General features: G+C 42.9%; 20 protein-coding genes and 1 pseudogene. 14 read left to right on the forward strand and 7 right to left on the reverse strand.

The genetic code is table 11. The features are described 5' to 3' along the window. Positions 1 to 240: 240 nt before the first annotated feature. From QM738_RS17080 to QM738_RS17110, 7 genes and pseudogenes are all read left to right on the forward strand, one after another. The gene (locus QM738_RS17080) at positions 241 to 630 is read left to right on the forward strand and encodes a hypothetical protein (protein ID WP_462277939.1); all 390 of its coding nucleotides are present in this window, start codon (positions 241 to 243) and stop codon (positions 628 to 630) included. A gap of 114 nt (positions 631 to 744) precedes the next feature. Next, positions 745 to 1,827 carry an efflux RND transporter periplasmic adaptor subunit gene (locus tag QM738_RS17085; RefSeq protein ID WP_462277940.1) on the forward strand — a complete coding sequence of 361 codons (1,083 nt, stop codon included), beginning with the start codon at positions 745 to 747 and terminating at the stop codon, positions 1,825 to 1,827. Positions 1,828 to 1,849: 22 nt separating this feature from the next. Further along, positions 1,850 to 5,039: pseudogene (locus tag QM738_RS17090) on the forward strand (efflux RND transporter permease subunit). Then, positions 5,032 to 6,465, forward strand: a complete 1,434-nt coding sequence (locus QM738_RS17095; RefSeq protein ID WP_462277941.1) for a TolC family protein — start codon at positions 5,032 to 5,034, stop codon at positions 6,463 to 6,465. The pseudogene QM738_RS17090 and the gene QM738_RS17095 overlap by 8 nt, the downstream one beginning before the upstream one ends. A 128-nt stretch (positions 6,466 to 6,593) precedes the next feature. Next, positions 6,594 to 7,184, forward strand: coding sequence for a TetR/AcrR family transcriptional regulator (locus QM738_RS17100; RefSeq protein ID WP_462277942.1), 591 nt, complete (start codon positions 6,594 to 6,596; stop codon positions 7,182 to 7,184). Between the two features lie 26 nt (positions 7,185 to 7,210). Beyond that, positions 7,211 to 7,432 carry a hypothetical protein gene (locus tag QM738_RS17105; protein ID WP_462277943.1) on the forward strand — a complete coding sequence of 74 codons (222 nt, stop codon included), beginning with the start codon at positions 7,211 to 7,213 and terminating at the stop codon, positions 7,430 to 7,432. Between the two features lie 10 nt (positions 7,433 to 7,442). Beyond that, the gene (locus tag QM738_RS17110) at positions 7,443 to 8,732 is read left to right on the forward strand and encodes an MFS transporter (protein WP_462277944.1); all 1,290 of its coding nucleotides are present in this window, start codon (positions 7,443 to 7,445) and stop codon (positions 8,730 to 8,732) included. On the opposite strand, the gene pafA is transcribed toward QM738_RS17110, so the two are convergent. Continuing rightward, entirely contained in the window at positions 8,725 to 10,341 is a 1,617-nt protein-coding gene (gene pafA / locus QM738_RS17115) for an alkaline phosphatase PafA (protein WP_462277945.1), read from the reverse strand. The genes QM738_RS17110 and pafA overlap by 8 nt on opposite strands. A 285-nt stretch (positions 10,342 to 10,626) precedes the next feature. On the opposite strand from pafA, the gene QM738_RS17120 reads away from it, so the two are divergent. Together QM738_RS17120 and QM738_RS17125 are read left to right on the forward strand one after the other, a co-directional pair. Continuing rightward, complete coding sequence (locus QM738_RS17120; RefSeq protein WP_462277946.1) at positions 10,627 to 11,886, forward strand: aminotransferase class I/II-fold pyridoxal phosphate-dependent enzyme; 1,260 nt, start codon at positions 10,627 to 10,629, stop codon at positions 11,884 to 11,886. A 194-nt stretch (positions 11,887 to 12,080) separates the two neighbouring features. After that, on the forward strand, positions 12,081 to 12,992 hold the full coding sequence (locus tag QM738_RS17125; protein WP_462277947.1) for a fasciclin domain-containing protein: 912 nt from the start codon (positions 12,081 to 12,083) through the stop codon (positions 12,990 to 12,992). A 67-nt stretch (positions 12,993 to 13,059) separates the two neighbouring features. On the opposite strand, the gene QM738_RS17130 is transcribed toward QM738_RS17125, so the two are convergent. The 6 genes from QM738_RS17130 to QM738_RS17155 form a co-directional block, all read right to left on the reverse strand. Beyond that, positions 13,060 to 16,371 (reverse strand): TonB-dependent receptor, encoded by a 3,312-nt coding sequence (locus QM738_RS17130; RefSeq protein ID WP_462277948.1) that lies wholly within the window; start codon positions 16,369 to 16,371, stop codon positions 13,060 to 13,062. A 305-nt stretch (positions 16,372 to 16,676) separates the two neighbouring features. Next, complete coding sequence (locus QM738_RS17135; protein ID WP_462277949.1) at positions 16,677 to 17,201, reverse strand: sugar phosphate isomerase/epimerase family protein; 525 nt, start codon at positions 17,199 to 17,201, stop codon at positions 16,677 to 16,679. Between the two features lie 14 nt (positions 17,202 to 17,215). Beyond that, positions 17,216 to 17,551, reverse strand: coding sequence for a hypothetical protein (locus QM738_RS17140; protein ID WP_462277950.1), 336 nt, complete (start codon positions 17,549 to 17,551; stop codon positions 17,216 to 17,218). Between the two features lie 93 nt (positions 17,552 to 17,644). After that, positions 17,645 to 18,112 (reverse strand): 30S ribosomal protein S7, encoded by a 468-nt coding sequence (gene rpsG / locus QM738_RS17145; RefSeq protein WP_462277951.1) that lies wholly within the window; start codon positions 18,110 to 18,112, stop codon positions 17,645 to 17,647. 99 nt (positions 18,113 to 18,211) lie between these two features. Beyond that, positions 18,212 to 18,592: a 30S ribosomal protein S12 gene (gene rpsL / locus QM738_RS17150; RefSeq protein WP_462277952.1), complete on the reverse strand. Its 381-nt coding sequence runs from the start codon at positions 18,590 to 18,592 to the stop codon at positions 18,212 to 18,214. Positions 18,593 to 18,782: 190 nt separating this feature from the next. Beyond that, the gene (locus QM738_RS17155) at positions 18,783 to 19,847 is read right to left on the reverse strand and encodes a branched-chain amino acid aminotransferase (RefSeq protein WP_462277953.1); all 1,065 of its coding nucleotides are present in this window, start codon (positions 19,845 to 19,847) and stop codon (positions 18,783 to 18,785) included. 55 nt (positions 19,848 to 19,902) lie between these two features. Between QM738_RS17155 and QM738_RS17160 the strand changes: the two genes are divergently transcribed. The 5 genes from QM738_RS17160 to QM738_RS17180 all read left to right on the forward strand — a co-directional run bounded on the left by QM738_RS17160 (position 19,903) and on the right by QM738_RS17180 (position 23,093). Beyond that, positions 19,903 to 20,406 carry a hypothetical protein gene (locus QM738_RS17160; protein ID WP_462277954.1) on the forward strand — a complete coding sequence of 168 codons (504 nt, stop codon included), beginning with the start codon at positions 19,903 to 19,905 and terminating at the stop codon, positions 20,404 to 20,406. 14 nt (positions 20,407 to 20,420) lie between these two features. Next, positions 20,421 to 20,999: an RdgB/HAM1 family non-canonical purine NTP pyrophosphatase gene (gene rdgB / locus QM738_RS17165; protein ID WP_462277955.1), complete on the forward strand. Its 579-nt coding sequence runs from the start codon at positions 20,421 to 20,423 to the stop codon at positions 20,997 to 20,999. Positions 21,000 to 21,128: 129 nt separating this feature from the next. Next, the gene (locus QM738_RS17170; protein ID WP_462277956.1) at positions 21,129 to 21,614 is read left to right on the forward strand and encodes an RNA polymerase sigma factor; all 486 of its coding nucleotides are present in this window, start codon (positions 21,129 to 21,131) and stop codon (positions 21,612 to 21,614) included. A gap of 41 nt (positions 21,615 to 21,655) precedes the next feature. Continuing rightward, complete coding sequence (locus QM738_RS17175) at positions 21,656 to 22,615, forward strand: hypothetical protein (protein WP_462277957.1); 960 nt, start codon at positions 21,656 to 21,658, stop codon at positions 22,613 to 22,615. Between the two features lie 46 nt (positions 22,616 to 22,661). Then, positions 22,662 to 23,093, forward strand: coding sequence for an acyl-CoA thioesterase (locus tag QM738_RS17180; RefSeq protein WP_462277958.1), 432 nt, complete (start codon positions 22,662 to 22,664; stop codon positions 23,091 to 23,093). Positions 23,094 to 23,095: the final 2 nt, after the last annotated feature.

Below are 23,095 nucleotides of genomic sequence, written 5' to 3' on the forward strand. Positions count from 1 at the left end.
GGGTTTAAAAGACCCTTCAATTCCGTTTATAGCCCACCCGGAATCATTCGGAATTCATTTTTCTAAACAAATTATAAAATAAACTAATTTATTTAATTGGCATAAAAAAGCAGCTCTTTTATTCTTCTGGCTGTACAATGGCATATCAAATGTTTTTCAATTGTTATTTCACATTCAAAAACCATCTCCCCGCCGTAAAATTTATAGTTTTAGGCCCGGTTTAATATCATCCGCTGTTAAATGAAGCCCTTATTTACATTAGCTTTTTTTCTGCTTTGTACCCTGCCCGGCAAACTCGGCCATGCCTACCCGGCTGGCAACAGCTTTTTATTGAATGCACTGCACATCATCAATGCCGAAAAAAAGCAACCCGTTTTAGGCGCTACTGCTACTACAGTTCAGCCAGCTGCTTTTGAGGAAGCACAGGATGATGATCTTTTTTGCATTGAAGAAGACGACCAGGATGACGTTAACCATGAGTCTACAGGATACCATTATTATCTCGCATTTTATTATGCGTTTGTTTTAAGTCACCGCCAGCTTTTCGACCCTGGCTTTACCTCATTTTCCAGGCCGGTGCTTTATTCCGGTTCCTGCAAATACATTACCCAGCGGGTACTCAGGATCTGAGCTGCTATTCGCTTCATCCAACGATAATACCATTTAATAAAACCACCAGGCTGCAAGAGCAACCTGTTCATTCATATTCTCTCGAACCCATTTTCTAATCATTCATTTAGTAACATGAACAAAATTGTAATGCTCATTGGTCTTTGCGCTGCTTTCTGTTATACCGGCTGCAAAGGCAAAAAAGAAGAAAAGGAAGAGGCTGCTAAATATGCCGTAACATCTCCCTTAAAAGTTGACACCTCTTTTACCAAAGATTATGTTGCACAAATAAAATCCGTGCGTAACATCGAAATAAGAGCCCAAGAAAAAGGCTTTTTAGAAAATATCTATGTAGATGAAGGACAGTTTGTAAGAGCGGGGCAACTGCTCTTCCGTATCATGCCCAAAATTTACGAAGCCGAATTGCTGAAAGCACAGGCCGAAGCAAAGCAGGCCGAAATTGAACTGGACAATACCAAAGTTTTAGCAGATAAAAATGTAGTGAGTAAAAATGAACTTGCTATGGCAAAGGCTAAACTCGACGAAGCGAATGCAGAAGTAGGATTAGCAAAACTACACTTATCCTTTACCGAAATAAAAGCGCCTTTTGATGGCACCATTGACCGGCTGCCTTTAAAACAAGGCAGCCTGGTGGATGAAAGCCAGTTGCTCACCACCTTATCTGATAACTCGCAGATGTTTGCCTACTATAATGTTTCTGAACCTGAATACCTGGAATATAAAGCCCAGCAAAAAAGTAAAGGCGCCACCACTGTAGGCCTGGTGATGGCCAACAACCAGTTGTTTGCCAGTAAAGGTATTGTGGAAACCATCGAAAGTGAATTTGACAACGAAACGGGCAACATCGCTTTCAGGGCAAAATTCCCTAATCCGCAGGCATTACTAAAGCATGGTGAAACCGGCAAAGTGCAAATGATCATTCCGTTGCATGATGCGCTGGTCATCCCTCAAAAAGCAACCTACGAGATACAGGATAAAATTTATGTTTTTGTGATAGATAAGAACGGCGTGGCAAAATCGAGGAACATCAGCATTGCTGGCGAGATGCCCGATCTGTATGTGGTGAGCGGCGGACTTTCTGAAGATGATCATATCTTACTGGAAGGTGTACAGAGTGTGAAAGATGACAGTAAGATCCAACCCGTATTTACAGATCCGCACCAGGTGATATTCAACCTGCGTTTAAAAGCAGAATAGGCCTCAACAAAAACAACCATCAATGTTTAATAAATTTATACACAGGCCTGTCCTGTCAATTGTAATCTCGCTCATTATTGTTTTAATGGGCGTACTGGCCATGACCTCTTTACCGGTTACCCAGTTCCCTTCTATCTCTCCTCCTAAAGTAAACGTTACTGCCGACTATCCCGGTGCCAACGGTGAATTGATGACCAAAGCCGTATTGATCCCGCTTGAAAGAGCCATCAACGGTATCCCTGGTATGAAATACATGGCATCCGATGCCGGTAATGATGGAGAAGCTTCTATACAGGTGGTATTTAATTTAGGTACCGACCCAAACGTAGCAGCGGTGCAGGTGCAAAATCGTGTAGCCTCTGTCGTTAATAAGCTCCCGCCTATCGTGGTTCGTGAAGGTGTTAAGATCACCAGGGAAGAATCCAACATGCTGTTGTACATTAACCTTTTTAGTAACGATCCTAAAATGGACCAGAAGTTCCTGTTCAACTATGCCGATATTAATTTACTGGCAGAATTAAAGCGTGTGAATGGTGTGGGCTTTGCGGATATATTGGGTAACCGTGAATATGCCATGCGTATCTGGTTAAAACCGGACCGTATGATGGCTTATAAAATTTCTGCTGATGAAGTGATCAAGGCACTGGAAGAACAAAGCCTGGAAGCATCACCTGGTAAAACCGGTGAAAGCTCAGGTAAAAGATCGGAAGCATTTGAATATGTATTGAAATACCCCGGCAGGTTCACCGATAAAGAAGGCTATGAGAATATCATTTTAAAATCCACCAAGGAAGGAGAGCAATTGCGTTTGAAAGATGTAGCGGATTGTGAAATGGGAAGCTCCATGTATGATATCTATTCTAACCTGAACGGCAAATCATCTGCAGCGATCGTTTTAAAGCAATCTTACGGAAGTAATGCCACGCAGGTTATTAAAGATGTAAAGGCAAAACTGGCAGAACTGAAAGTAAGTTTCCCCGAAGGAATGAACTATGAGATCAGTTACGACGTATCGAAATTCCTGGATGCTTCTATTGAAAAAGTAGTGCATACTTTAGTGGAAGCTTTCATACTCGTAGGTTTAGTAGTGTTCATCTTCCTGGGCGACTGGCGCTCCACGCTTATTCCCGCTATCGCCGTTCCGGTATCGTTGGTGGGTACTTTCGTTTTCATGCAGTTCTTTGGTATTACACTTAACCTCATCACTTTATTTGCGCTGGTATTGGCCATCGGTATTGTAGTGGATAACGCCATTGTTGTTATTGAAGCCGTGCATGCCAAAATGGAAAGCAAGGGCCTTTCGCCCTTACTGGCTACTGAAGAAGCCATGCATGAGATCAGTGGTGCGATCATTGCCATCACCTTTGTAATGGCCGCGGTGTTTATACCGGTAGCCTTCATGTCGGGCCCGGTAGGTATCTTCTACCGCCAGTTCTCTATCACCATGGCAACTTCCATCATTTTGTCTGGCGTAGTGGCACTAACGCTCACGCCTGCCCTGTGTGCGATCATGCTTAAAAACAATCATGGTAAGAAAAAGAAAAATATTCTAAGTAAGGGCCTGGATGGTTTTAACAACTGGTTTGGCAGGCTTACCGGCCGGTATAAAAAGCTACTGGGCGCCATCGTAAACCGCAGGGTCATCACTTTTGGAATGCTCATTGCATTTTGTATCGGTACTTATTTCCTCAGTGCCAGTGTTCCATCTGGTTTTATTCCCAATGAAGACCAGGGTATGTTTTACGCTGTTATTCAAACACCGCCTGGTTCTTCCCTGGAAAGGACCAACCAGGTTGCAGAAAGATTACAGAAAATTGCCGAAGGTATTGAGGGCGTTCAATCTGTTTCTTCCCTGGCGGGATACGAAATCCTTACAGAAGGTACAGGATCTAACTCCGGTACCTGCCTGATCAACCTTAAAAGCTGGGAAGACCGGAAGCATTCTGTACAGCAAGATCATGGATGAGCTGGAAGAAAAAGCAAAAGATATCACCGGCGCAACGATTGAATATTTCCAGCCGCCAGCTGTACCGGGTTATGGCGCTGCAGGTGGCTTTGAATTGCGCTTGCTGGATAAAGCAGGATCGGGCGACTATAAAAAAATGGAAACAGTGAGTAAAGATTTTGTGGCAGAGCTCAGCAAACGTCCTGAATTATCTTCTGTATTTACATTCTACAGCGCCAGCTTTCCGCAATACATGTTGCACATCGACAACGCAGTGGCGCAGCAAAAAGGCGTTACCATCGATAATGCCATGAGCACTTTATCTACCCTGATCGGTAGTGATTACGAAACCAATTTTATCAAGTACGATCACCAGTATAAAGTAATGGTGCAGGCATTGCCACAATACCGTGCCTTACCGGAGGACATTTTAAAACTGTATGTAAAGAATGATAAGGATGAAATGGTTCCCTACTCTGCTTTTATGACGATGGAAAAAGTATATGGACTTTCGGAGATCACACGTCACAATATGTACAATTCATCAGAGATCAGTGGTGCTAACGGTAACGGCTACAGTAGTGGCGCTGCAATTACTGCCATCAAAGAAGTGGCGCAGAAAAGTTTGCCAAGAGGATTTGGTATCGACTGGGCTGGTATCTCAGCAGATGAGGTGGGCCGTGGTAACGAAGCGATCTACATTTTCCTTATCTGCCTGGGTTTTGTGTACCTGATCCTTGCGGCACAATATGAAAGCTTCCTGTTGCCAATGTCAGTAATTCTTTCTTTACCTGCGGGGGTATTCGGTGCATTTGTATTATTGAAAACATTGGGGCTGGAAAATAATATCTACGCACAGGTAGCGATGGTAATGCTGATCGGTTTGTTAGGAAAAAATGCCGTACTGATCGTGGAATTTGCAGTACAGGCACATCGTTCGGGCCGTTCCGTTCTAAGATCGGCTATTGATGGCGCAACGGCCAGGTTCCGGCCTATTTTGATGACCTCCTTTGCATTTATTGCAGGATTGATACCGCTGGTATTTGCAACCGGTCCGGGCCGTGTGGGCAACCGCACTATTGGTACAGCTGCAGCCGGTGGTATGATCTTCGGTACCGTGTTCGGGGTGATCATTATACCGGGACTGTATTACATTTTCGCGAAAATATCAGAAAGAAAGATCCTCATTAAAGATGAAGAAGAAAACCCTTTAAGTGAGGCTATTGATAACCACTACGAAAAAATGGAGGACAACGACAATGAATAAAATCAATATAAAAATCTGCATAGCAACTTTAGTTGTATGCCTTGCAGCAGCCAGTTGTAAAGTGCCTGCAGTAGTGCAGCAAACAGAAAACAAAACAACACCTGCTGCTTATAATACCAGCACAGACAGTACCAACAGCGCAGCAACCAGTTGGAAAACATTTTTTACAGATCCCAACCTGGTAAACCTGATAGACACTGCATTGCTGCACAACCAGGAGCTGAACATCACTTTGCAGGAAATTGAAATTGCAAAGAATGAGATACGACTTAAACAGGCGCCCCTGCAACCTTCTGTAGCAGCAAGGCTGGGTGTTGGCGTTGAAAAAGTAGGGCGCTATACCAGCCAGGGTGCAGGTGATGCGTCTACTGAGATTGAACCGGGTAAAGAAGTACCGGATCCTCTGACAGATATCACCGCAGGTTTGTATGCCAACTGGGAAGTGGATATCTGGAAAAAACTGCGCACTGCAAAACAAGCGGCTATCACTCGTTATCTGTCTACAGTGGAAGGAAAGAATTTCATGCTTACCAATTTGGTGGCAGAAATAGCCAACTCCTATTACGAATTACTTGCGCTGGATAACCAGCTGGAGATCGTACAGCAGAATATCAGTTTGCAAAAAAATGCGCTGGAGATCGTGAAGATACAGAAAGAAGCAGCAAGGGTAACGGAACTGGCCGTGCAAAAATTTGAAGCGGAGGTATTGAAATCGCAAAGCATGGAGTTTGATATTGCGCAGCAGATAAAAGAAACAGAATTAAAGATCAATTTTTTAACCGGCAGGTACCCGACACCGGTAGTACGCAGTAAAAATAATTTCAGCAGCCTGGTGCCAGCAGTTGTAAGCACCGGTATTCCTTCGCAATTATTGGCAAACAGGCCCGATATCAGGCAGGCAGAACTGGATCTTACCGCAGCCAAACTGGATGTGAAAGTTGCCCGTGCGGAATTTTATCCATCGCTGGGCATATCCGCAGCATTGGGTTTCCAGGCATTCAAACCAACCTATCTTGTAAAATTCCCTGAATCATTATTGTATTCACTGGCGGGAGATTTTGCAGGCCCGTTGATCAACCGCAATGCCATCAAAGCAGAATTCTACAGCGCCAACGCAAGGCAGCTGCAGGCCATGTATAATTATGAAAGAAGTATTTTAAATGGTTATATGGAAGTGGCGGTTCAGTTATCCAAAATTGATAACCTGGGTAAAAGTTATGACCTGAAGTCCAAACAGGTGGATGCGTTGACCAGGTCAATCGACATCTCGAACGACCTGTTTAAAAATGCCCGTGCCGATTACCTGGAAGTGTTGATGACACAAAGGGACGCACTGGAAGCCAGGCTGGAATTAGTAGAAACAAAAAAAGACCAGCTGAATGCAGTAGTAAATATTTACCGCGGACTGGGCGGTGGCTGGAAGTAAAAGAAAGTATATCAGTTGATTAGAAGGCTGCCCTCACCGGGCAGCCTTCTTTATTTTAGGAGTGGTCAGAAAAATATTTCATAAGTAAGCGAACATTCACTTATATTTGTATTTCAATAAGGATATTCATGCGTACAAGAAATGCTGATAAGGAAGAACTGGTAAAGCAAAAAGCCATCCACATGCTGGTAAAATCCGGCTTTGAAGGATTCAGTATGAACAAACTTGCAAAGGAATGCGGCATATCGGTTGCTACACTTTATATCTACTACCAGGATAAGGATGATATGATCAAAAAACTCGGCGTGGAGATCGGCACCAGTTTTTTCTGTGAAACACTGAAAGATTTTTCCCCGGATATGTCTTTCAGGGATGGTTTGAGAAAACAATGGGAGAACAGGTCCAGGCATGCACTGAAATTCCCTGAAGAAGTAGCTTGTTACGAGATCATCAGGCATTCCAACTACGGCGAATATATACTGCAGGAAAGTGTAAAGGATTTTAAAGAGATGATGACAGCATTTTTTACCAAAGCGGTTGCCAGGAAAGAACTCGTTCCTATTCCGCACGATATATTCTGGAGCATTGCTTACGGTCCCTTGTACACGCTGTTACGTTTTCACAGTGAAGGTAAAAGTATCGGTGGCCGCCCGTTCAAATTCTCTAAAAAAGCAATGGACGAAGCATTTGAACTGGTAATAAAAGCGCTTACACCATAATATTTCATCCATCAAAAACCGCTGCTATGAATATAAATGATATATGGATCTTTAAGACCAACATCCAGACGGAGGCTGACAAATTATATATCGAAGGCATTTTGAATGCAGACAACAAAATAACAAAAACAACTATCGACCTGCAGGATGTGGATTGCGTACTACGGGTGGTTTCCAATGCACTTTGTGCAGCAGAGATCATTGCCACCGTAAAAAGCCAGGGCTTTGAATGCACCGAACTGCAATAAACTGTATACAATGAAAAAAGAAAAAAAAGACATCATACCGCTTACCGGTTACCAGAAATTCGCCATCTTCATTTTGGCCATCACCCAATTTACCGTCATCCTCGATTTTATGATCATGTCTCCATTGGGTGATATGCTGATGAAATCGCTGAGTTTAAAACCTGCCAATTTCGGCTTCGCTGTTTCTGCTTATGCATTCAGTGCCGGTATATCAGGCTTGCTTACAGCAGGCTTTGCAGATAAATTCGACCGTAAAAAATTATTACTCTTCTTTTATATCGGCTTTATTGCAGGTACCATTATGTGTGGTATAGCCACTAGCTATCCCCTGCTGGTAGCCGCAAGGATCATCACAGGTTTATTCGGTGGTGTGATCGGTTCTATATCCATGGCCATAATCGCCGACATATTCACCATACAGCAAAGAGGCCGTGTAATGGGCTTTGTGCAGATGGGTTTTGGCGCCAGCCAGGTTTTAGGTATACCCATAGGTTTATACCTTGCCAATGTATTGGGATGGCATGCACCGTTCATCTGGGTGGCAGCCATGGCAGCTATAATCGCTATTGCCATTGCAGTAAAGCTGCAGCCAATAACCGCTCATCTTGCCATACAGCGGGAGCATTCTCCCTTAACGCATTTGGTGAACACCGTTGCAAAAAAAGATTATCGTGTAGGCTTTACCGCTACTGCCTTATTATCCATCGGCGGTTTTATGATGATGCCCTTTGGCACCGCATTCGCCATCAACAACCTGCATATTACACAAGGCCAGCTGGTGCCTTTATTCATGATATCCGGCTTCAGCAGTTTATTGATCATGCCATTAGTGGGCAGGCTGAGCGATAAGATCGATAAGTTTAAAATATTTGCAGTGGCAACAGCATGGATGATGATAATGGTATTGATCTATACCAATCTTTCTGTTACACCCATCTGGCTGGTGGTAATTTTAAATGTGTTGATGATGGCAGGTGTGATGAGCCGCATGGTGCCTTCGCAGGCGCTTGTATCGGCAGTGCCCGCTATGCAGGACCGTGGTGCATTCATGAGCATCAACTCTTCGTTGCAGCAGATCGCCGGTGGCATTGCGGCTGCCGTTGCAGGTATGATAGTAATGCAGAAAGATGAATTCAGTCCGCTGGAGCATTATAATACACTCGGCTACATCATAGTAGGCATCAGCATTATAGCAGTAACATTGTTATACCGCGTAAGCAGGCTTATTAAAAGCAGGGCGGCATCGCAGCCACAAAAAAGTGAAGCACCTGCAGAAGCGGTTATCTCCGAAGCTATTTGATAAGTTCAGTAATAACTTTTCCAACAGAACCGCTGGGCATCTGTATATGAAGTAATGCAGCTACTGTAGGCGCAATATCGGTCATATAAGTTTCCCGGTTGGTTCTGCCGGGTTTAATACCCCAACCAAAAAACAAACAGGGGATATGTGCATCATAAGGGTTCCATAATCCATGCGTGGTACCTCTCTTGCTGCCGTCGAAATAACCGGGCTTAAAAATAAATTGTATATCACCACTGCGTTTGGGATTATACCCGTTGAGCATCATTTGTTTTTGCGGTGCAGGAAAAGAAGCGCCTTCTATCTGGTTCAGATCAACTGCGTTTACGATATAGTCTTTTTCTTTCAGCGCATCTATCACAAATTGTTTGATATCAGTGATCGATTTCCCTGAATCAGCAATATTCTTCCTGTTAAGGTATACCTGGTAATTCATCACCGTTTTAACAGCGCTCTTCATACCGAATTTTTCATCTATCTGCCTGTTAAGGTCTTTCATGATCTCTGTTTCATCAACGATACCACCAGGTAAATTATGCTCTTTTAAAAAATCCGGTATATGCGCCACACCATGATCTGCAGATAAGAAGAGTGTATAATTGCCCTTGCCTATCTTGGCATCCAGGTAATTCAGAAAGCTTTCAATATCCCTGTCCAAACGCAGGTAAGTATCTTCTATCTCAATAGAGTTAGGACCAAATGCATGACCTACATAATCAGTAGAAGAAACACTCACCGCTAAAAAATCTGTTACGGTATTTTTTCCCAGTCCTTCGCTTTCAATAGCTTCTTTGGCAAAATCAAAAGTAAAAGTATTGGCAAAAGGTGTAGTGCGGAACGATTCGTATTTATTACCTGCTTCAATTGCAGAAAGTTTATGCGGAAAAGTTACCGTCTTCTCTCCTCTTATCATATTCTCGTAAGGCTTATCGTCAGCCGTGCTCAATGTATACTGATCGATCGGCAACAGTGTATTCCAGTCGCTGCTCATATAAGTACCGGCAAGGTCCTTATCATTGAATTTCTTTACCCAGTCCGGCAATGCGGTCATATAATGCGTACTGCTGATCCATTTACCACCATCGTACCAATAAGCAGCATTGGCGCTGTGCCCTGCAGGCAGAATAGCACCCCTGTCTTTTAATGCGATGCCGATCACTTTGCTTTTAAAATTATTGCTCAGGCGCAATTCATCAGTAACAGTAGTGGCCCATAAATTATCCGGGCTCATTTTTCCGGCATTACCGGTATTACCCACGGTGTTTACAGTTGAATCATCTGTACAGTACACAAATTTATTAATGCTTCTGTCGTACCAGTTATTGCCCACAATGCCCGCAACAGCCGGCACGCTGCCCGTATAGATACAGGTATGGCCAACAGCCGTATAAGTAGGTAAATACGGTATCAACGTATTTTCAGCACTAAAGCCCTCTTTCAGCAATCTTTTAAAACCACCGTTACCATACAATTCGTTGTAGCGGTACAAATAATCCCAGCGCATCTGGTCAATTACAACGCCTACCACTAATTTAGGCCTGGGCGTTTGTGCAGCGGCAGAAAAACAAAGCGATATCAACAGTGCAAGAACAACATTTTTACGGGTCATATATCTATTTTAAAAAGGAAAACAAATTTAGGCGAATTATACCTTTATAAACCGAAAGGAATGATAAGGATTCTTTATTTTTTTCAACGTTATGGGCCGAGTAATCAACACTTTAAAATAAATTTCATTGTAAGCTGTTCACAACTGTTCAAACATAAGCCCGATGCCCGGCCCGGCGTTTTGTATAAAGCCTTATTTGCCGTATTTTTGCCCGCAATTATTATATTTTTATTAAATTAATGAATGCAGTTGCAAACTGCTTCAAAATCTAAATCATAAGCAAGCATGGATGTTTTTGAAAAACTGGTAAAAGATGGTGGCCCGATCGGCCAGCATATGGACAGGGCACATGGATATTTTGCCTTTCCAAAACTGGAAGGCGAATTAGGCCCTCATATGAAATTCAGGGGTAAAGATGTACTGGTGTGGAGCCTGAATAATTATTTGGGATTGGTGAACCATCCCGACATCAGGAAAGTGGATGCAGAAGCCGCTGCAAAATACGGCATGGGTAACCCAATGGGCGCCAGGATGATGAGTGGTAATACTTCCAAACACGAGGAACTGGAAAAAGTACTCAGCGATTTTACCAGCCGCGAGGATACGATGTTGCTGAACTTTGGCTACCAGGGCGTGGTAAGCTGTATCGATGCACTGGTCAACCGCCGTGATGTGATCGTATACGACGCAGAATCACATGCCTGCATTGTGGATGGTGTGCGCCTGCACATGGGCCATCGCTATGCATTTAAACACAATGATATTGACGATTGCGAAAAACAATTGCAGCGTGCAACTGAAATGGCCAATAAGAATGGTGGCGGTATCCTGGTGATCACTGAAGGTGTATTTGGAATGGATGGCGAACAGGGTATTTTAAAAGAGATCGTTGCATTGAAGAAAAAATACGAATTCCGTGTGTTCATCGATGATGCACATGGATTTGGTTATATGGGTGCTACCGGCGCCGGTGCAGATGAAGCACAGAATTGCCAGGATGGTATCGACCTGTATTTTTCGTCGATGGTAAAAAGCCTGGGCAGCCTGGGTGGATTTATCTGCGGGCCAAAAGCAGTGATCAAATACCTGCGCTACAATGTACGTTCGCAGATATTTGCCAAAAGCGTTCCATTGTTAGTGGTGGAAGGAATGCTGAAGCGCATGGAAATGATCAAGACCATGCCGGAGCTGAGAGAAAAATTGTGGAGCAACGTAAATAAACTGCAGAATGGTTTAAAAGAAAGAGGTTTTGACATTGGCGATACCAACAGCCCCGTTACACCGATCTATATGAAAGGCGATGTACCTGAAGCTACGCAAATGGTAATGGACCTGAGAGAGAATTATGGTATCTTCTGTTCTATCGTTGTGTATCCTGTGATACCGAAAGGAGATATTATTTACAGGCTCATCCCCACCGCGGCACACAGCGATGCAGATATTGAAAAAACACTGCAGGCATTTGAAGAAACAAAAAAGAAACTGGATGCAGGCGTTTACAAAGCCGTGGACATTCCTGATATGGCAGAAAAAAGTTTCATCTAATTCATTTTACTATACTGTATAGCGCCGGCAAATTGCCGGCGTTTTTTTTATCCTGCATCACTGTGTCATAAAAAAGTAAATATTCGCATCCTTCACTAACATATGTTAAGCTGCTGTAAACGCAGCAACCGCATTAAACCTTGCGCCCATAAAATATTCAATAGGGCATTCTTCAATCTTAAATTTAATCGACAATGAAAAGTAAAATTTTCACAGCAATCCTTATTGCTCCGGCATTAGCATGCCTATTCAGCAGCTGCAAAAAAAATGACACCGTAACACAATCCAATGATGCAGTATCTGCTATCAGCGGCGATCCGTCGTTAACGATATTTTCGTCTATTATTAACCGTTCGGGTGATGGCAGTTATGTTAACAGCAGCGGCACCATTGTAGCGCCGGTGGATAGTGCTTTTATCAATGCCGGCATCACATCTGCCATTGCAGCCACACTCAATCCTGCTGCCTGTGACTCCATAGTAAAATATTATTCTTTTGCCAACAGCATTAATTTCAGTGGCAGTTCCAATACCGAAACACCGTTTGATACAGAACTGGGCAGCGCATTTTTTGCAGACAGTACCGGTTCGCAATTATTTTTTGAAGGGGCCGCAGCCATCTCTGCCACACCCGCAATGGCGGGTACTGCATACCTGTACAAAATAACCAGGTTCGTCAATCCGCCGGCACCTTCCATTACACAACTATCGGTTACGGATACCAGCATTTCATTATTTAACGAGGCATTTGCCCGTACCAATTTTGCATCGGTACTCAGTTCGGGCTCTTATACATTATTAATACCCACCAATGCGGCATTTATGCAGGCCGGTTACCCGGATATAGCAAGTATAGATGCAGCGGATATCAACACATTGACACAGCTCCTGATGTACCAGACATTGCCCGGGCGTATGTTCAACAACGACCTGGATCAACAATCTTCTGTTATCACGTTGCAAGGCGAACCCATACAGCTGAATGACAGCAACGGAACACTACAGTTAACAGGCAACAACAGTTCAACGGCAACCCTGGTAAGCAATGGCGAGCTGGTAGGTAATGATGTGGAAACTTTTAAGATAAACAGCCTCCTGCTGCCCTGACATCTTATAGCCATTAAAAATGCCCCGGTAAAACCGGGGCATTTTTAAAATATTTCAGCTTAACTGATTAGTTGAACAGGTAACGTATACCAAACTGCATCTGCCAGCGGGAAGCTATGCTCGTGCTGTTAGAGAAACTGTTCACATAAGGAGTAAGGTTGGTTGCATCCTGTTGTGTAAAGGAGAATGCAGGTGTCTTACCATCAGCGCCCAATCCTTCGTAACGCAGGAAGTTGGTAACTGTTGCAGATTTAACAATACCCCAGTATTTGTTCAGCAGGTTGCCCACGTTCAGGATATCCAGTGATAACCTTAAAGTGTGGCGGTCACCTTGTGCACCTTTACCGGTCCTTACAGAGATATCCTGTGTGATATTCAGATCCAGTTTTTTAAAGTAAGGCAATACTACCGCGTTAGCTTTTGCTATCTCTCCGCGGTGAGCAGATAAATAATTATCCTGGTTGATAAAAGCATTCAACTGAGCCCATTGCTGTGCAATAGTACGTGTATCAGTGCTGGTACCGGTACCCAGGCCACCTGAACCGGATTTAACCAGTACGATCTGGTCAGCACCAGTGGTAGAAGTAGAAACACCTGGAATATAGATCAGGTCGTTCGTGTTACCGTCACCGTTAAGGTCGCCATTGTAGATATAAGAAGTAACACCGTTTGGTGCAGCTTCAAAATACAGGCCGATGCTGGTAGCAAAATATTTAGCGTAGTTGAATTTATAAGAAGCAAATGCAACTACACGGTGAGGCTGGTACCATGATGCATTGGCAAGGTTATCAGCATTAGGATCAACATTACCAATTGAACGGCCGCTCCACAAGCTACCCGCAGTGCTACCGCCTTCAGCAGTATTCTTGCTTCTTGAATGCGTGTAAGCAGCACTCAGGTACAAACTCTTGATGGTTTTCTGTACCCTGAATGTAGTGGTAGAAGAATAACCTTTGCTTGAATTCTTCATCAGGATAGCATTACCCAGGTTAGGATTAGATGCAGAAGTACCTGCGAAATAATATTTGTTTGAAGTAGAAACAGTAGTTAAATAACGCATCCTGTTATCAGCACCGCCTAAAGCAAATCCGTTGGTCTCATTCAGGTTCACGTTAGAATAATAAACCGCGTTGATATCTTTGGTATAAGTACCTTCTAAGGTCAATACCCAGTCATTTTTCAGTTTCTTATCAACAGCAAAACTTGTTTTTAAAACTGAAGGGTATTTGAATTTATTATCCACCAGCGCTACACTGTAAGCAGTGTTGGCTGCACCACCGGTTGGTTTGTAAGCATTAGGATCTGTGCTGAATGGAACTGCAGTTGCACCGGTTTTGATAACCGAACCAAACTGCACACCATTGTTACTCGCCTGGTTGCTGATCCATACAAATGGAGGAGCACCGGAGAAGATACCACCACCACCTCTGATCTGTAAAGTTTTATCGCCCAGTACATCCCAGTTGATACCCAGTCTTGGAGAAACCAGTAATGCATTGCTTGGTTTTTTACCCACATCATAGTGAGAACCATTCGCAAAAGTTAAAGCAGCAAAATCAGGGTTCTGGTCAAATGATCCTGTATAAGCAGAGTAGTCGAACCTGATGCCATAAGTAAGGGTAAAGTTCTTTCTAACACTCCATTTATCCTGTGCAAATAAACTGATATCGTTAGAGCCTGCTTTAGCATAAGGGAATGAACCATCTTTTAAAGCAGAATACTGAACTGCATAACGTAATGCAGTAGTGGTACCGTTATTTACGCTGTTATAAAAATCAGTAAGACTTGCAAACTGGTAAGCACCCTGGTAAGCAGGAGCAAAACCGTTCAGGTATTTTTTGAATGAATTCTGTGTACCTGCAGTGATCTCATGGCTTCCGTTGTAGAAAGTCAGGATGTCTGAGAACTGGAAGTTATTCGTGTTCAGTTTATTGTTGTAAGTAAAAGGCTCATAACCAAAAGTGGTATAGATATTACCACCGGAAAGAATATCCACCAATGGCAGATCAGAATTACCCTGGGTAGTACGGAAATCACGCAGTGCAGTGTAACCGATCTGGAATTTATTCACCATTTTGTTGCTGAACCTGGTGTTCAATTCTGCAATAAAGATGTTGAAATTATTGTTGATCACATAACCACTACCCTGGAAAGGCATAGAAGTATTACCTGGCTGGCCACCGGTAACAAAACCTGAGAAACCGTTCCTACTCGTACTTGCAAACTGGTCGGCGCTTGATTTCAGGTAATTGTATTTCAGTGTGAAAGTATTTTTTTCATTGATGTTCCAGTCGATCTTTGCAGTGATCTTATCACTCTGTGTTTTTTGATTGTAACCCTGGAACGGACCTGCATTGTAACCAAACTTGGTTTGCAGGAAGGAAGCCAGTTTAGACAATGTATCAGCATTTGCCTGCGATACACTACCCGGAGTTACAGGATGCGATGCATCAGATGCAATAAAGCTGGTAGCGGGCAGTTCCTGCCTTACCTGTTCGCCACTTACAAAGAAGAATAATTTATTTTTAATGATCGGGCCACCTATAGCAAAACCTCTCAGGTTAAATTTGATAGGTGTTTTGGTCAGTTTGGTATTAGCAACTTTATATCCCTGGAAATCTTCATTTTTTAGGTAAGTATAAACAGTTCCCCTGAACTGGTTGGTACCGCTGCGGGTAACAGTATTGATACCGGCGCCTGTAAAACCACCCTGGCGGATATCATAAGGAGAAACGTTTACCTGTATCTGTTCGATCGCATCCAGGCTGATAGGCTGAGAACCAGTCTGGCCGCCCAATGTACCGGAAAGACCAAAAGAGTTGTTGAAGTTGGCGCCATCAACAGTTACGTTGTTGTACTGGTTGCTGCGGCCACCAAAACTTAAACCGTTGGAAGTTGGTTCCAGTTTGGTAAAGTCCTGTAAGGAACGGTTGATAGTAGGCAACCTTTCGATCTGTGTACGGTTGATCACCTCCTGGCTACCGGTCCTGTTATTGCTGAATATCTTATCCTGCCTTCTTGTAGCCACCACCACTTCGGTTAAAACAGTGCTGCTGGAAGACATTTTAAAATCAGCTTTGTAAGCCTGGCCTAAAAGCAGGGTGATATTATCCTGTTTTTCCGGTTTAAAACCTACAAATGTTACAGATACTTCGTAAGGGCCACCCACACGAACGTTGGGAATGTTGTAACGGCCATCTTTACGGCTGGTAGTAGTGTACTTGGTACCAGTCGGGGTGTGAACAGCTACGATCGTAGCGTTGGCGAGACCATTGCTGCCATCAGTTACGATACCCTGTATCTCTGATGTGGTCTCCTGCGAAAAGGCATAGGAGAATACCAATGCCATTAATGCGGTTAATAAAAATTTCATTCTCATTTTAGTTAATTTGCTGCAAAGATGCGTCAAAACAATGAGGAGCTTTTTAAGTAATTGTTAACAAATTCGGCTCTTGAAATTATTTATTAACCTATTGAAAATAAACGGCTTAATTTCTTCCGAAAACCGCACCAGCAGTGGTTTTCCAGATTTTGTCATTTGTACTACAAGCAGAAAAAATTTATTTGTAGTACAAAATCATTGTATAAACATTGATTTCAGGAATATAGAAATGTAAAATGTGCGAATATCGAATTTAAACAATTCAACATTCGCACATTCGATATTCGCACATCCGATATTTTCTATTTCAGCAAAGAAGTTTTGGTATACCCACTGCTTGCTTTAATACTTGCATAGATATCGGGCACATAATTATTTTCCTGCTCAACGATATAGTGTGTAACACCTGCAAGTTTGGCGCTTGCAAAAATGGTTTTAAAATCAACGGTACCATTACCCACTTCGGTATTCTTTGTTTTATCAGCCTTGTCCATATCCTTTACATGCCAGAAGGGGAAGCGGCCGGGATGTTTTTTAAATATTTCCACCGGCTGATATCCTGCTCTCACTACCCAGTAAAGGTCCATCTCAAATTTCACCAGGTTCTTATCAGTATTATTCAGTAAGATATCGTAACCATGTTCACCATTCATATCTTTAAATTCAAAATCATGATTATGATAAGCCAGTTGCAACCCTTCACCCTTGCATATTTCACCCGCTTTGTTGATCCTTTCTGCAAGCGTTTTATACTGGTCAATGGTTTTCCTGTTCTCCTCTTTTAACCAGGGGATGATGATATGACTATGGCCCAGCTGATGGCCCACTGCACAAAAATTCTTTACATCATCGCCATTGCCATTCTCAAAAAGAAATTTTTAGGCGTATAATGCCCGCTGGGGCTTTTCAGGTTGTTCTGTTTTAAAACCTGCACCAGTTCATCTACCGTAAGACCATAGAATTTATTATCAGCGCTCAGCCCGTACATCTCTACTTCGTTGTATCCTGCCGCAGCAACATTCTGTATCACTGTTTTCGGATCTTTTACAATAATATCTCTTACAGAATACAGCTGCAGGCCAACAATCTTTTGTTTCTTCATCATTTCCGAGGGATTCATCATTAATCCTGCAGTTAATAATCCCGACTGTTTTATAAACGTTCTTCTTGTGTTCATACAGCAATAAATGTTTTTAGATGAGAACTAAAGTTAGGGAAAATAAAAAAGCCGTCCTTAAAAAAGACGGCTTTATCAATATATTTACAACTGTTATATCCTGAAGTGAGCAAATGCCTTGTTAGCTTCAGCCATACGGTGTGTATCTTCTTTCTTTTTAAATGCAGCTCCTTCACCTTTGCTTGCAGCTACGATTTCGTTGGCTAATTTATCAGCCATGCTGCGGCCATTCCTTTCGCGGCTGTATTTTACCATCCATTTGATGCTTAAAGAAATCTTCCTGTCAGCACGAACTTCGGCAGGGATCTGGAAAGTAGCACCACCAATACGGCGGCTTCTAACTTCCACACCAGGAGTGATGTTAGCCAATGCTTTTTTCCAAACTTCATAACCGTTCTCACCGGTTTGTTTAGCTACTTTATCCAAAGCATCGTAAAAGATAATATAAGCGCCACTCTTTTTACCAGCCCACATCAGGTTGTTTACAAAACGTGTAACCAGTTTGTCGTTAAACTTTGGATCTGGTGCTAATGGTATCTTTTTGGGTTGTGATTTACGCATTGTTTAATTTTTATTTTAGGCTGAATTTCTTCAAGTATTAAAACTTTACTCAACCGTTTTTAAATACTTATTTTCCTTTTCCCTATGACGGGTCAAGGGTTATTTTTTAGCTTTTTCTTTTTTAGTACCGTATTTACTGCGGCTTTGCTTACGGTCTTTTACACCAGCAGTATCAAGACTACCACGTACGATATGGTAACGTACGCCTGGTAAATCCTTTACCCTTCCACCACGTATCAGTACGATAGAGTGTTCCTGTAAATTATGACCTTCACCCGGGATGTAGGCGATCACCTCGATCTTATTGGTTAACCTAACCTTTGCTACTTTACGTAAAGCAGAGTTTGGTTTTTTAGGAGTTGTTGTGTAAACCCTGGTGCACACACCACGGCGTTGAGGACAACTATCCAAAGCCCTTGATTTGCTCTTGGCCTTGATAATTTCTCTTCCTTTTCTTACTAACTGTTGAATTGTAGGCATTATTATGCTTTTATTTTTCGGACGGCAAAGGTAGGGGAAAATTTTAGATTTTAGATTTCCGATCTAAGATTTTTTTACATTGCCGAAAGTTTTCCACTTTTAGGGCCCCAAAACCACCCAATTCCCTAAAAAACAGGTCAAATCAGGCCAAAGGTTTGTGGACAAAATCTAAAATCGCCCATCTAAAATCTCAAATCTTAAACATCCACCCATTATTATCCGCCGCCTGTCCATATTTAATGGCGTCCATTCTTCTCTTTACTTCCTTGGCAGCTTTCCATTTATCCACGTCAAACAGCATCGCGTAATCCTTGTATTTAAGCTCCTTTATCAGGGATATGGTGGCGGCTGTGCCGGTACCAAATACATCCTGCAGGCTGCCGTTTTTATGCGCCGCAATGATCTCGTCAATGCTGATCGGCCGCTCCTCCACTTTAAAGCCCATTTCCCTGAGTATGGTAATAACACTGTCACGGGTAACGCCGGCCAGTATGGTACCCGCTTCCAGGTCGGGGGTTACCACGGTATCACCCATTACAAAGAACACGTTCATCGTGCCGCATTCCTGCACATATTTGTGTTCCAGTGCGTCGGTCCACAACACCTGGTCGTACCCCTGCTTGCGTGCCTGTGCAGTAGCATACATGGCAGAACCGTAGTTGCCGGCCACTTTTGCATAGCCAATACCGCCCGGAACCGCCCTTACATATTTCTCTTCCACGTTAATACGCATAGGAGCCGCATAGTAAGGCCCGGTAGGGCTTAAAATGATCATGAACTTATATTTTTCACTCGGCCTCACCCCTATCATTTCATCACTGCTGAACATAAAGGGCCTGATGTATAATGAATGATCCGGCAGGTTGGGTATCCAGTTCCTGTCAATATCTATCAGCATACGCATACCTTCCATGAATAACTCTTCCGGTACACAGGGCATTTCCATCCTTTCTGCCGAAATATTAAAACGTTTGAAATTATCATAAGGCCTGAAGATAAAAGCCTCCCCCTGTTCATTCTTATAAGCTTTAATGCCTTCAAAAATGGCCTGTCCGTAGTGCAGGGCCGCCAGCGAGGGCGCCATCAGCAAAGGCTGGTAAGGTTTTATCTCCGCATTCTTCCATTCCCCATCCTCGTAATCCACTTCCAGCATGTGATCGGTAAAGTATTTTCCAAAAGGAAGATTCTCCAGGTTAATATCTTTTAGTTTGCTTTGTTCGGCCTTGGTAACATTAATATCTGCAGCTGCGGTCATATTCATTAATTTTACAGCAAAGAAACAAAAAAAACAGCGTATAAAGCGGGCTTTTATGAGTTTAGAAAATATTCAGCTACCGGCAATTGTGCTGCAGGATCTGTTCAAAAATTCGCTGGTGGAGTTAAATACTGCCACACCAAAAACGGCGGCTGCAGGGCCTGCAGGCATCAGTTTTTTAGGCAATAACCAAAAGCAGGTAACCATTGTTGCCAGCCGGGAAAATGCACTTTACCTGCCCGATGATGAACTGGATTTTTTAATGGGCATACTGGCAGCCTGCAAATTATCTATGGCCGATGTGGCTTTGGTGAATATGGCAAAGAACAATACACTTAATTATACGGGTATTACAGAACAACTGGGTGCAGAAAAGATGATTCTTTTTGGTGTGGATCCGCTGCAGTTACAGTTGCCCCTGCAGTTCCCCCATTACCAGTTACAGAAATTCAATGAGCAGGTATATCTTTCGGCGCCTGCATTAAATATCATTGCAGCCGACAAGGCTGAAAAAGGCAAATTATGGAACTGCCTGAAACAATTTTTTTCATTGGCCTGATCATATAATACAAAATGGATACACTGATATTTGCCACCAACAACCAGCATAAGGTGGATGAGATAAGGCTGGTGCTCGGCAGCCGTTTCAACATTATTACATTAAAAGAATCGGGTATTGATATAGATATACCCGAGCCGCACGATACCCTGGAAGCCAACGCCACCGAAAAATCCAGCGTCATCCACAAGCTCACCGGCAAAAACTGCTTTAGTGAAGATACCGGACTGGAAGTGGCAGCACTGAATGGCGCTCCTGGTGTAAAAAGCGCCCGCTATGCCGGCGAATCCCGCTCTTTCGATGCTAATATTGATAAATTATTAAAAGAAATGGAGCAAAATTCCAGCCGCGAAGCCCGTTTCAGAACTATTATATCATTGATCCTCAACAACAAAGAGTTTATTTTTGAAGGTATCTGCCCCGGCACCATTACTATGGAAAGAAAAGGAAGCAACGGTTTTGGGTACGATCCCGTCTTTATCCCCGATGGAAGCACCCGAACCTTTGCAGAAATGACCATGGAAGAGAAGTCTGTGTTCAGTCATCGGAAAAAAGCCATGGAAAAACTGATCGCTTTTTTAAGTGATGTTTAAGCTGCAAAAACAACAACAGGTGCCATTATTAAACAAAATAAATAAACCTGTCTTATTTTGAATACTGAAAGCAACCTAACTGTCCCTGAGGCCGACTTAATTAATGGATGTTTAAATAAAGACCGGAAGATGCAGGAATTGCTCTATCAGCGTTATTCATCCAAAATGTATGCGGTCTGCCTCCGGTATTGTAAAGATGCAGAAGATGCCCAGGATCTTTTACAGGATGGATTTGTCAAGGTTTTTAAAAACCTCGACAGGTTTCGCGGAGAAGGTTCCTTTGAAGGATGGGTGCGCAGAATATTTGTAAATACCTCTATCGAACATTTCAGGAGAGCAATCAAAAGTTTTTCTGTCTCGGATACCCAGGAAGTAATTATTGAAGACCCAACCTGGGACGCTTTAGACAACCTTGCCGAAAAAGACATCATTACCATGATCCAGGGCCTGAGCCCGGGATACAGGCAGGTTTTTAACATGTACGTAATTGAAGGCTATTCACATAAAGAGATCGGCGATATTTTAGGGATCAGCGAAGGCACCAGTAAATCGCAGCTGGCAAGAGCAAAAGGAATACTGAAGAAATTGGTGGATGATAAAATAAGCGATATCTGAAAATAAAAACGAAACAAACCCGGCTTTAATTAAAGTTAATTATGCCCAACAATTGGTTAAATAAAATTCATAACCACCAGGTGGCACCTCCCGCAGATGCCTGGGTTAACATTGTCAGCAAGCTCGACGATGAAGCCAAAGAAATACCTGTGACTGTTGGCACTAAAATGCAGGCTTACGAAATGGCTCCTCCTTCCGGCGTATTGCAAAATATATTTGATCAGCTGGATAACGAGACTGCTCCCCTTACAAAAAATTATACGGAAAGGATAAAAGAATATAGTGTAGCCCCTCCCGGTATTGCATGGCAGAACATTGCCAGCAAGCTGGATGCAGCAGAGGAAAAAACAATCATTGGTAAAAAAAATAAGGTCATCTACCTGCGCATTGCAGCAGCCGCGGCTGTAGCAGCCATTATCAGTTTTTTTGTTATAAATAGCACCAGGCAAAATAATATTGCCGGCGAACAGGCAGTTACAGGCAGTAAACAATTATTGCAACCTGTAATCGCAAATGGTAATGATACTGCCGCACAACCTGCAGTTGCAAACACTAAAAACTCCATTGAAGAAAAGAAAAAATATACCGGTAAAAACACCACTATAGTTGATGTTGACGATCCCGGTTATGTTGGCAACAACACGGTGAATGACCTGGCAAAAGATCCGGCAACAGGCAATAACAAAAAACTACAGAACAGCATTGGCGAATCGCCCATGGATATTGCATTGGTAAATGCTCCCAACAGGTATTTCAGTATCATCGGCGCCGATGGGCAAACAGTAAAAGTATCTTCCAAATTCTCTAACCTGGCAGGATACCTTACCGGTAAAGATCCCGATACACAGGAAAACATCGAGATCATTATTGAAGAAAGTGCCAAATGGAGAAAAACATTTGCAGCATGGAGAGATAAAATGACCAATAATGCAGTAGCCCCTTCCCTCGCTAATTTTATGGATATTATTGAACTGAGCAAGATACTGGAAGACGACAAGTAGCAGCTACCCCTTCCCCATTACAAAATCCTGGTTATCTTTATACAATATGGCCCGGATAAAAATAGAAATACCCAATAATAATATCGCTTCTTTCGCTATCCCCGTACGGATAACCGATATCAATTATGGCAATCACCTGGGCAACGATACATTTGTTTCCATTATTCACGAAGCAAGGATGCTGTGGCTGAGCGGGCATGGCTACACCGAACTGAATATTGAAGGGACCGGTTTGATACTCTCCGACCTGATGGTGGAATTTAAAGCCGAGGTTTTTTATGGCGATATACTGCAGGTAAGCATTGCCGTTGGTGAAATATCAAGGGTAAGTTTTGAGTTGTACTACCGCTTATCTGTAAAAAGGAATGAGCAGGAAATTATCGCCGCACTCGCCCGTACCACCATGATCTCTTATGATTACAATACTAAAAAAGTAGTGGCTATACCCGGTAAATTAAAGGGACTTTTAGCTGTATAGGC

The organism is Ferruginibacter sp. (genome assembly GCF_049840995.1).
Classification (GTDB): Bacteria; Bacteroidota; Bacteroidia; order Chitinophagales; family Chitinophagaceae; genus Ferruginibacter.

Excerpts from the sequence above, each read along its gene's own strand:
- QM738_RS17105 (WP_462277943.1), top strand. The coding sequence starts at position 7,211 with ATGAATATAAATGATATATGGATCTTTAAGACCAACATCCAGACGGAG.
- QM738_RS17110 (WP_462277944.1), top strand. The coding sequence starts at position 7,443 with ATGAAAAAAGAAAAAAAAGACATCATACCGCTTACCGGTTACCAGAAA.
- QM738_RS17120 (WP_462277946.1), top strand. The coding sequence starts at position 10,627 with ATGGATGTTTTTGAAAAACTGGTAAAAGATGGTGGCCCGATCGGCCAG.
- QM738_RS17140 (WP_462277950.1), bottom strand. The coding sequence starts at position 17,551 with ATGAACACAAGAAGAACGTTTATAAAACAGTCGGGATTATTAACTGCA.
- QM738_RS17100 (WP_462277942.1), top strand. The coding sequence starts at position 6,594 with ATGCGTACAAGAAATGCTGATAAGGAAGAACTGGTAAAGCAAAAAGCC.
- QM738_RS17170 (WP_462277956.1), top strand. The coding sequence starts at position 21,129 with ATGCAGGAATTGCTCTATCAGCGTTATTCATCCAAAATGTATGCGGTC.
- rpsG (WP_462277951.1), bottom strand. The coding sequence starts at position 18,112 with ATGCGTAAATCACAACCCAAAAAGATACCATTAGCACCAGATCCAAAG.
- QM738_RS17095 (WP_462277941.1), top strand. The coding sequence starts at position 5,032 with ATGAATAAAATCAATATAAAAATCTGCATAGCAACTTTAGTTGTATGC.
- rpsL (WP_462277952.1), bottom strand. The coding sequence starts at position 18,592 with ATGCCTACAATTCAACAGTTAGTAAGAAAAGGAAGAGAAATTATCAAG.
- QM738_RS17180 (WP_462277958.1), top strand. The coding sequence starts at position 22,662 with ATGGCCCGGATAAAAATAGAAATACCCAATAATAATATCGCTTCTTTC.
- QM738_RS17085 (WP_462277940.1), top strand. The coding sequence starts at position 745 with ATGAACAAAATTGTAATGCTCATTGGTCTTTGCGCTGCTTTCTGTTAT.
- QM738_RS17160 (WP_462277954.1), top strand. The coding sequence starts at position 19,903 with ATGAGTTTAGAAAATATTCAGCTACCGGCAATTGTGCTGCAGGATCTG.
- QM738_RS17130 (WP_462277948.1), bottom strand. The coding sequence starts at position 16,371 with ATGAGAATGAAATTTTTATTAACCGCATTAATGGCATTGGTATTCTCC.
- QM738_RS17080 (WP_462277939.1), top strand. The coding sequence starts at position 241 with ATGAAGCCCTTATTTACATTAGCTTTTTTTCTGCTTTGTACCCTGCCC.
- QM738_RS17155 (WP_462277953.1), bottom strand. The coding sequence starts at position 19,847 with ATGACCGCAGCTGCAGATATTAATGTTACCAAGGCCGAACAAAGCAAA.
- rdgB (WP_462277955.1), top strand. The coding sequence starts at position 20,421 with ATGGATACACTGATATTTGCCACCAACAACCAGCATAAGGTGGATGAG.
- pafA (WP_462277945.1), bottom strand. The coding sequence starts at position 10,341 with ATGACCCGTAAAAATGTTGTTCTTGCACTGTTGATATCGCTTTGTTTT.
- QM738_RS17175 (WP_462277957.1), top strand. The coding sequence starts at position 21,656 with ATGCCCAACAATTGGTTAAATAAAATTCATAACCACCAGGTGGCACCT.
- QM738_RS17125 (WP_462277947.1), top strand. The coding sequence starts at position 12,081 with ATGAAAAGTAAAATTTTCACAGCAATCCTTATTGCTCCGGCATTAGCA.